This is a genomic window from Cryobacterium sp. MLB-32 (assembly GCF_000738085.1).
In the GTDB taxonomy this organism is placed as follows: Bacteria; Actinomycetota; Actinomycetes; order Actinomycetales; family Microbacteriaceae; genus Cryobacterium.
In genome coordinates this window covers 1-1,589 of record NZ_JPRS01000366.1, presented here as the reverse complement: position 1 = coordinate 1,589, position 1,589 = coordinate 1, and the positions used below count along the sequence as shown (strand labels likewise).

The 1,589-nt window shown below is 60.4% G+C and carries 3 protein-coding genes; 1 reads left to right on the top strand and 2 read right to left on the bottom strand.

Annotated features, from left to right (window positions below):
• Both JF66_RS18610 and JF66_RS18605 read right to left on the bottom strand, forming a co-directional pair.
• Nucleotides 1–381: DUF2304 domain-containing protein (locus JF66_RS18610; RefSeq protein WP_051973752.1), on the bottom strand; the 381-nt coding region annotated here is incomplete at its 3' end.
• Nucleotides 378–1,115 carry a glycosyltransferase family 2 protein gene (locus JF66_RS18605; protein WP_035880347.1) on the bottom strand — a complete coding sequence of 246 codons (738 nt, stop codon included), beginning with the start codon at nt 1,113–1,115 and terminating at the stop codon, nt 378–380. The genes JF66_RS18605 and JF66_RS18610, both read right to left, overlap by 4 nt.
• 83 nt (nt 1,116–1,198) lie before the next feature.
• On the opposite strand from JF66_RS18605, the gene JF66_RS23265 reads away from it, so the two are divergent.
• Nucleotides 1,199–1,589, top strand: a 391-nt coding sequence (locus JF66_RS23265; RefSeq protein ID WP_156109921.1) for a DUF2142 domain-containing protein, incomplete at its 3' end; no start/stop codon positions are given.

The window sequence follows — 1,589 nt, the reverse complement described above, 5'->3', positions numbered from 1 at the left end:
CGAGCCACCGTCCGAGACGTCGGCCCGGCGGTGGGCACCCTCCAGCTCTCGAACCCGAAGTTCAAGCAAAGCCGACTGCTCGGCTAGATCACGGGTCTTGCTTTCCAATTCTGTGAGTTCCGAGCTGTGCTGGAGGCAGACGAGAAACAGCACGGTGATGCTGACGAAGAAAATGAGATTCGTCGGTACCGCAATTCCGACAAGCTGAGCGGCCCACTCCAATGTGCGTGGAAAGATGCCGGCGACGAGCGCCAGAAGTCCCGCACCAAACCACCAGATCGCATGACGTTCCCGAAGATGACGTCGACGCAACAGCTCGATCACGACCAGCAACGTGAGAACGGCTCCACAGATACCCAGAATTTGGCTGACGGAAATCATGCTGTAGGTACCTCAGATCGTGACGATACTGCCGGGCGCATAACGGCAAAGAGGAGAGCCAGAAAGGCTCGGCCCAGATACGCACCCGCTTTGAAGGGGTTGTGAGAAGGCGTACCGCCAGCGCGCGGACGCATCGCAACGGGAACCTGCTTGACCGAGCAGCCTGCGCGGGCGGCGATGACCAGCGTCTCGATGGTGTCCCCGAGGTACTCGGCGGGATATTGCTTGGCAAAGATCGCAACAGCTTTGGGTCCGCTGGCACGAAAACCCGAGGTCGTGTCTGTGAGCGGGCTCTTCACGATGCGACTGAGGATGGTCGCCAAAAACGTCATCGCCCATCGCCGCGGACCGCGCACGTCATACGTTCCTGTTCCCGCAAACCGTGCACCCAAGACGAGATCAGCCGATTCGAGTTCCGCAAGGAGCATGGGAACCTCAGAGGGGTTGTGCTGTCCGTCAGAGTCGATCTGCACAACGTTCTGGAAGCCAGAGTCGAGCGCGTACCGGAATCCGACCCGCATGGCCGCTCCGACGCCGAGGTTGAAGGGCAGGGTGACGACGGTGGCACCGGCAGCAGCTGCCCGCTCCGCTGTGGCGTCATCGGATCCGTCGTTGACGACGAGACAGCGCACGCCCGGAAGGGCCGTGAGGACTTCCGTCACGACGTCTGCAACGCATTCCTCTTCGTTGAAGGCGGGCATGACAATGACTGTCTGCTCGAGGGGCGATTTCATGATCTCCATACTATTCGTCTGCTCACGGTTCCCGTGCGCGGACGCTTCACGCCGCGGGTGCGCATGGCGGGTAAGATTCCTATGTGAATGGGACGAGTAAGTTACAGGGACTGTCGGCAGAGTTCAAACGAGTCTGGACGAGACTGGGAGCACTATCGGTCATTGTCCCTCTGCTCGCCATTCTTGCGCTTTCCGCTTGGGCTTTAGCCTCGCCGGTCGGTTCCAGCCCCGATGATGACTTTCACCTCGCGAGCACGTGGTGCGCCACAGGTGAGGACACGAGCATGTGTCGCCTGGTCGGTAACGAACAGCAACGGTCACTACCGAATTCCCTCCTCGCGTCCCCGTGCTACGCATTCAAATCTGACATGAGCGCGTCGTGCCAGGGCACGATGTTCGACCGGAACGACAACTTCGTCACGTCGGATCGCGGCAATTTCAGCGGGGCCTACCCGCCCGTCTACTACGTGACCA

Coding starts and splice junctions, on each gene's coding strand:
- JF66_RS18605 (WP_035880347.1), bottom strand. CDS start 1,115: ATGAAATCGCCCCTCGAGCAGACAGTCATTGTCATGCCCGCCTTCAAC.